At 63.5% G+C, this 7,146-nt stretch carries 4 protein-coding genes and 4 pseudogenes; 1 reads left to right on the forward strand and 7 read right to left on the reverse strand.

The window, feature by feature from the left end; all coding sequences use genetic code 11:
- Window positions 1–154, forward strand: a 154-nt coding sequence (locus A2I95_RS24170; protein ID WP_291733948.1) for an integrase core domain-containing protein, incomplete at its 5' end; no start/stop codon positions are given.
- A gap of 336 nt (window positions 155–490) precedes the next feature.
- Here A2I95_RS24170 and A2I95_RS24175 read toward each other — a convergent pair.
- The 7 genes and pseudogenes from A2I95_RS24175 to A2I95_RS24200 form a co-directional block, all read right to left on the reverse strand.
- Window positions 491–2,212 (reverse strand): OFA family MFS transporter, encoded by a 1,722-nt coding sequence (locus A2I95_RS24175; RefSeq protein ID WP_291733946.1) that lies wholly within the window; start codon window positions 2,210–2,212, stop codon window positions 491–493.
- Window positions 2,213–2,460: 248 nt separating this feature from the next.
- Window positions 2,461–4,404, reverse strand: coding sequence for a cache domain-containing protein (locus tag A2I95_RS24180; RefSeq protein ID WP_051372014.1), 1,944 nt, complete (start codon window positions 4,402–4,404; stop codon window positions 2,461–2,463).
- A gap of 24 nt (window positions 4,405–4,428) precedes the next feature.
- Complete coding sequence (locus tag A2I95_RS24185; RefSeq protein WP_027260016.1) at window positions 4,429–5,787, reverse strand: sigma-54 dependent transcriptional regulator; 1,359 nt, start codon at window positions 5,785–5,787, stop codon at window positions 4,429–4,431.
- Window positions 5,788–6,000: 213 nt separating this feature from the next.
- Window positions 6,001–6,195: pseudogene (locus A2I95_RS42605) on the reverse strand (formate dehydrogenase accessory sulfurtransferase FdhD); the annotation flags it as partial.
- Window positions 6,137–6,508: pseudogene (locus A2I95_RS42610) on the reverse strand (formate dehydrogenase accessory sulfurtransferase FdhD); the annotation flags it as partial. The pseudogenes A2I95_RS42605 and A2I95_RS42610, both read right to left, overlap by 59 nt.
- 105 nt (window positions 6,509–6,613) lie before the next feature.
- Window positions 6,614–6,904 (reverse strand): annotated as a pseudogene (locus A2I95_RS24195) (molybdopterin dinucleotide binding domain-containing protein); the annotation flags it as partial.
- Between the two features lie 55 nt (window positions 6,905–6,959).
- A pseudogene (locus A2I95_RS24200) lies at window positions 6,960–7,106 on the reverse strand (IS5/IS1182 family transposase); the annotation flags it as partial.
- Window positions 7,107–7,146: the final 40 nt, after the last annotated feature.

Consider the following 7,146-nt stretch of genomic DNA (forward strand, 5'->3'; position numbering starts at 1 on the left):
GGTCCGGCACGAATGGCTGGACTTATACATTTTCGAAAGCATCGAAGAGGTCCAGCAGATTGCCACCGGGTGGCTGTGGTCCTACAACCATGAACGCCCGAACATGGGCGACGGCGGGATGACACCTGCACAGAAACTGAAGATGGCCGCGTAAATTCTACGACCAAGCCCCCGCAAAACCGGGGATTACCCAATGACGGCAATACAACACAAATCAACTTAGCTCCTAAGTTGTGCGGGCGAATGGCTGAACCCTTCTGCAATAGCTCTATTTTTGTCCAGAGAATTGGAAAGCGGCCATTCAAAGATAGTTACGCGCTGCAGATCGTAACGGATGCCGCGTTGTGGATGGCTAGGCGCAGGTATGTTACCTGCGCAAAGTTTGCTGCATTTCCGGTTACGGCGGCAGTTATTTGAAGTTCTGCTTGGAAATTTCTGTCTTGAATGCGGGTCGCTCGCCGGAGCGCAGAATGCGCCCCGGCGAGCATCGTTACTCTCCCGGAATGGCTTGCAGCTCGGGTTCGTCATGGTGGTGGTGATCTTTCACCGGACGCATCAAGAGATTGGCAAAGAACGCCACCGCCAGCAGCGCTGCCATGCAATACATCGTCGTATTGTACAGGCTGGGCGTCGGGTCCACGGTGCCGACCGGTGCGATTTCCATCAGTTTGGCGATGGTCACGGTCTTGGCTGCCACCAGCTGGTCCAGCTGCGCTACGGGCGCGCCGAATTTTACGGCGAAGGCGGCCGGGTCCACCTTGGCGGCCAGGTCCTGCACCGCTCTGGTCACCGACATCTGCCGCAGCGAGGTGATGGCCAGCGGTCCGAGCACGCCTGCGGTTGACCAAGCGGTCAGCAGGCGGCCGTGGATGCCGCCGACATGCATGGTGCCGAACATGTCGGCCAGATAGGCCGGGATCGTGGCAAAGCCGCCGCCGTACATCGAGAAGATGAGCATCGTGGCCAGGTAGAAACCCATCAGGTAGACCAAAGACGGATTGGCCGCGGTGGCAGAGGCGAAATAGGGGATCGACAGGTAAAGCGCGGTGCCCAGAACGAAGAAGCACATGTAGGTCGCCTTGCGCCCGATGTAATCCGAAGCAGATGCCCAGAAGAACCGCCCGACCATGTTGAAGACCGAAATCATCAGCACATAGGTCGAGGCGAAAGCGGCGGTTGCCACCAGCGGCATCACCGAGCCGAAGATCTCGGACATCATTGTCTTGGCGACACCGATCACACCGATGCCCGCGGTGACGTTGAAGCACAGCATCACCCACAGCTGCCAGAACTGCGGGGTTTTCAGAGCCTGGTCGATATGCACGTCGTTCTGCGTCACCAGCCCGGATGCGGCAGGTTTCGGCTCCCAGCTTTCAGGCTTCCAGTCCTTGGCGGGGACCCGGTACTGAAAGGCGGCCAGGATCATCACTGCGAAGTATACGACGCCCAGGGTCATGAATGTCTGTGCTGCGCCGGTGTTGCCGGTACCCACGACGTAAGCGCCCGCCTGGCCGCCGAACTCTGCAGCCTGCGCCGCGCTGGCGATCACCACCTCGATCTTGCCCTGTGCGGTCTCGGCAAAAACGCGGCCGTTCTCGACAACTGTCTGAACCGTGTCCCTGGCGCCAAGATAGGTGGGGGCCGTTTCATAGAAGTCCAGCAGCCAGCCCTTGACCGGAGCGGCGATCATTGCACCGCCGCCAAAGCCCATGATGGCCATGCCCGTTGCCATGCCGCGCCGGTCGGGGAACCAGCGGATCAGCGTCGAAACCGGAGAAACATAGCCCAGTCCAAGCCCGCAGCCGCCGAGCACGCCGTAGCCCAGATAGACCAGCCATAGCTGATGGCTGGAAATGCCGAACGAGCCGACAATGAAGCCTCCGCCCCACAGCAGGGCTGCCACAACGCCGACCATGCGCGGGCCCACTTCCTCCAGCCATTTGCCGGCAAAGGCGGCAGCCAGCCCGAGGAAGACGATGGCGACCGAAAAGATCCAGACAACAGAGCTGAGGCTCCAGTCGTCGGCGCTGGAAGCCACCACCCCCAGCTCGCGGGTGAGCGGCGGGTTGAACACCGACCAGGCATAAACCGAGCCGATACAGAGATGGATGGCGATGGATGCCGGCGGCACCCGCCAGCGGTTGAAACCGGGTTCGGCGGTGATGTGCTCCTTATGCAGAAAGCCCAGCCCGCCGGATGATGGCGTACTCATGTGATGTCCTCCCTAGTGCTGTTCAGGCGGCTGCAACCTCCTATTGCGGCCGTCCCGAATGGCCCGCGGCAATGTGCCGTAGCTTGACAAAGGCGGAGGGATGGCCCAGCTGTCAAACAAATAATTCATCAATAACAATAGCTTATCAGGTCACTTTGTCTGTCTTGCCAGACGTCTGCAGCCGGTTGCGGGACATTCTGTCCGTACCAGAGAGCCGGGACCCGCAGATTTGCGCCAATTTGTCGGGATCAGGCGCTGGCAGGCGCGGGAAGAAAAATTTCGAACCGGGTGCCCTGCCCCGCCTCTGACTGCACGGTGATGCGGCCGCCGGCGCGACTCACCAGCTGATGGCTGATCGACAACCCCAGACCGGTTCCCTGCGCTTGCTTGGTGGTGAAGAACGGGTCGAAGATGCGGTTCAGCAGGTCCGCGGGGATGCCCGTGCCAGTATCTTCGGCGGTCAGCAGCACACCGTCCGGGGCATCCTCAGCGCTCAGCGTGAGGCGGCCGCCTCCGGGCATCGCCTGAACCGCATTCAGGATGAGATTGACGATCACCTGCTGCAATTCCGTGCGCGATATCCTGACCTGGCCGGTACTGGCCAGATGCGCCTCTGCCTTGATCCCGGTGGCCTCGATCTGATGGCGGGTCAGCACCAGGCAGTCAGCCACCACTTCAGCCGGGGAAATCAGCCCGGCGGCGCCGGAGTATTCCTCAGGCCGGGCGAATTGCAGCAGTTTGGAGACGATCACCCCGATGCGGTAGACCTGATCGTCGATCAGCCGGAATTCCTCCTCGACCGGTTCCGCGTGGCTGCCCAGCACCGTGCGGGCCAGATCCAGGTTGCCCTGAATTACCGCTACCGGGTTGTTGATCTCATGCGCGACGGACGCCGTGATTTCGCCGACCGCGGCCAGTTTCTCCGAGACGATCAGCCGTTCGGTGGTCCGCTCCAGCCGTTGGTTTGCCTCGCGCAGATCCGCGGTGCGCTCCTCGACCTTGGCCTCCAGGCTTTCACCCCAGCCGCGCAATTGCTGGTCGCGCTCCTGGACCTGATCCAGCAGGCTGTCCAAATGCGCCGCCACGCGGGCGATTTCGCCGCCGCCTTCCTGCGGGCGGTTGCGGGCGGCCATGTCGCCCTGCTCGACCCGGGCGATGGTCTGGGTCATGCCCTCAAGCGGGCGGAAGATGCGCCCGGCCCACCGCAGGAAAATCGGCACCGACAGCGCCGCGATCAGCAGGAAGGCCCCGCCGAGCGTCAGCACCGTGCTGCGCTTGGCCTGGCGGAACGGGGTTTCCAGAAAACCGACATAGAGCATTCCGGCCCGGTTGCCGCGGCTGTCCAGGATCGGTTCATAGGCGGAGATGTACCAGTCATTCACAACGAAAGCCCGGTCGAGCCAGACGTCGCCGCGCCCCAGCACCTGGCCGCGCACCTCGGCCGAGACCCGGGTGCCAAGCGCGCGCACGTTTTCGAACAGCCGCACATTGGTGGAGATCCGCACGTCCTCCAGAAACAGCGTGGCGGTGCCCTGGCTGCCCTCCGGCAGGCTTTGCGCGCGGTAGACCAGCGCATTGATGGTGTCGATGAAATCCAGGTTGCGGTTCAACAGCCGCCCGCCCACCAGCACCGCCGGCTGGCCGTCCGGCAGGGCTACCGGAGCCGCGGAGTGGATGATCATGCCGCGGGTCTCGGCGGTGCGGTCCGTGGGGACTGCCGCTTCGGTCGCCACCAGCGGGATGGCGGCGCGGACTGCGAGGCCGGGGGCCAGTGCCTCAAGCTGGGCGGCGTCCAGAATGTCGACCGCGCTTTGCCGTTGCCCCTGCAGCGCGCTGCGGATGACGGGCCAGTCTGCGGGAGGGAAACCGGCACGGCCGCCGGGGCCCGCCAGATAGAGGAAATCGAGACCGAGCCGGGCCTGTTCCTGCGCCAGGAAATCTGCGGTGCTGCCCGCCATGAACGCACTGCTGAAACGCACCGATTGCGCCACTGCATCCAGCAGCTCGCCCGAGGTGGCGGTCAGCCTGGCCAGATACTGGTCGGCAATAGTCAGATCACCGTTCACCTTGGTGATCAGAAGGCCGTCGGTCTTTTCCGACCAGCGCCACGTGGCAATGCCCAGCAGCAGCGGCATCAGCACCAGCATCGGCAGCAGCGCAATCAGCAGCAGCCGGACGCGGACCGACCGCATCAGCGAATGCAGCCTGCGCACGGCTCAGAGCCCCCAGGCCGCGCATTTGCGGTCAATGGTCTTGCGCGAGACACCCAGCCGCCGCGCCGCTTCGCTGCGGTTGCCGTCTGCGGCCTCCAGCGCGTGCAGGATCTCGCGGCGTTCGACCTCCTCCAGCGGCAGGATGTCAGCAGCGGGACGGGCCGGGGCCAGCGTGTCCAGGGAAAAGCTGCCGAAGATCAGCGAGCGCTCAACGAAATTCCGCAGCTCGCGGATGTTGCCTGGCCAGTCATGGCGCAGCAGGGCGGATTTGACGCTGGCGGACAGCTCCAGCGGCGGCAGCTGCAGCTGGGCAGCGATTTCTGCGAGGAACAGTTCGGCAAGCTCGACAATGTCAGTGGCGCGTTCGCGCAGCGGCGGCATCGGCACTTCGATCACGTTGATGCGGAACAGCAAATCCTCGCGGAAATTTCCCGCGGCCACCGCCTCGGCCAGCGGGCGGCTCGAGCTCATCACAAAGCGGACATCGAGCTGCACCGTTCGCTCCGTGCCGATCGGGCGGATCCGGCCATCCTCCAGCACCCTCAGCAGCGCGTTTTGCGCCGAAGTGCTGAGTTCACCGATTTCATCGAGGAAAACGGTGCCGCCCTGCGCCGAAGCCAGCAGGCCCTCGCGGCCCGCAGGCGCACCGGGAAAGGCGCCAGGAGCGTGGCCGAACAGTTCGTATTCGATCACATCCGCCGGAATGGCGCCGCATTGAACCGGCACGAAAGGCGCTCCGGCGCGGCTGGACAGCGCATGCAGGTGGCGCGCGGCAACCTCCTTGCCGGTGCCGGAGGCGCCGGTGATCAGCACCGGGGTAGCGACCTGTGCCATCCGGTCCAGCAGGGCCCGCACCTGGCTGACGGCGGGCGAGGTTCCGACCAGCTCGCGGCGGCGCCGGCGCCCTACTCCAGTAACTTCCAGCTCCCGCCGCAGCAGCATGTTTTCGCGCTTCAGCCGGGCGGTTTCGATGCAGCGGCGCAGGGCATTGAGGATCTGGTTCGAGCGGAAAGGCTTCAGCACGAAATCCGACGACCCGGCCCGCAGCGCGTCGATCGCCGTCTGCAGATCGGCATAGGCGGTAATTAGGATGGTATCCGTGAAGCCGCCCTCCCGCCGCTGCTGCTCCAGCCAGTCCAGTCCTTTCTGGCCGGGCATGATGTTGTCGAGGATCATCACATCATACTGCCGGGTATTGAGCAGGGCAGCCGCGGCTTCGGTGTTGTCGGCCTCATCCACCAGCTGGCACAGGGGGCGCAGGGTTTTCACCAGGAAATTGCGCATGCCCGGCTCATCGTCCACGATGAGGATGCTTGCTTGACTGAGCGGGTCGGCCAGCCTTGCCATATCTGTATTTGTCATACCTGCCGCTCTTCTATGGGCGCGGTATTGGACTATTGTCGCTTTCCGGTGCTTTGTCGAGAGAACAGGGCCTTGCTCACTGCAGGGCGCTGCGTTCTGAAAGCTGCAGATTGAGTGAACCGGCAAAATCCCCTGTATCTTTCCGCAGCGGGCGGCGGCCATCACGGTTTTCTGCACCATCTCGACCAAAACTCGGCTGGTCAGCACAAAGGCGCCGGACGCCGGTTCCGTTCTGGCGCGGGCCAGCGCCCCGACCAGCTTGTCCAGCGCATTGTGGCGTCCAACGTCCTTCCCGTGCCATGACAATGCCTTGACCCGGTAGCAGGAACCCCGCCGCGTGGGTAGAATGGGTCTGATCGTGCAGGGGCTGGTGGCTGCGCAATTCATCCGCCGCCCGGGCAACTTCATCTGCACTGAATTCCGGGCCACCCGAAGCCAACACCGGCAGAGGGCGCAGGGCCTGGTCCAGGCTGTCGATGCCGCAGAGCCCGCAGCCCACCGGCCCCATCATCGCCCGGCGCCGTGCCTTCAGTGCCGCGGCGCGTTCCGGCGGCAGCCAGATCCGGGCCTCGATGCCGCCGGAATGCTCGGCGGATTCAAATTCACGGATTTCGCCCAGATGCCGCACATTGCCCTCGCTGAGAGCGAAGCCCATGGCGAAGTCCTCAATATCCTGAGGCGTTGCCATCATGATCCCCTGGGTGCTGCCTTCGAACACCATGGCAACCGGCAGCTCTTCGGGCAGACTGTGCAGCACCGCGGGCACTGCCCGTCGCACTGGACAGACAGGCCGGGCTGGCTTTGGCTTGAGCAGAGCGCCATCATATTACTCCGCTGCAGGCAGGATGCGCCGCGACCGCTGGGCCTGGGATGCATAATCCTCTTGCCAGTCGGTAGGGCCATTCGACAGGCTCACCTGCACAGCTGTTACCTTGTATTCAGGGCAATTGGTGGCCCAGTCCGAAAAATCGGTGGTGATGACGTTGGCCTGCGTATCCGGGTGGTGAAAGGTTGTGTAGACCACGCCAGGGCTCACCCTGTCGGTCAATTCTGCCCGCAGGGTGGCTTCGCCCGAGCGCGAGGCCAGCTTGATCCAGTCGCCCTGTTTAACCCCGCGTGGCTTTGTAGCACAAATCGGGTGGCGGGCGGACTTCCCCTTTGCCCTTAAGGACTTACCCGATAGCCTCTGTTGCGGGTATGCCAAGAGCGGTGTAGCGGTTGAGCACGGCGATACGGGTTTGGATTTCCGCGGCCTGCCTGTCGAAGTCTCGCGCCGAGAGGCGCTGCCCCAGCAGTTTCACGCAATGCATCCTTTCGTCGGGAAAATGATCCCCCCGATCATTTTCTGACCCTCCTCAA

This window comes from Leisingera sp. F5, assembly GCF_001593695.1.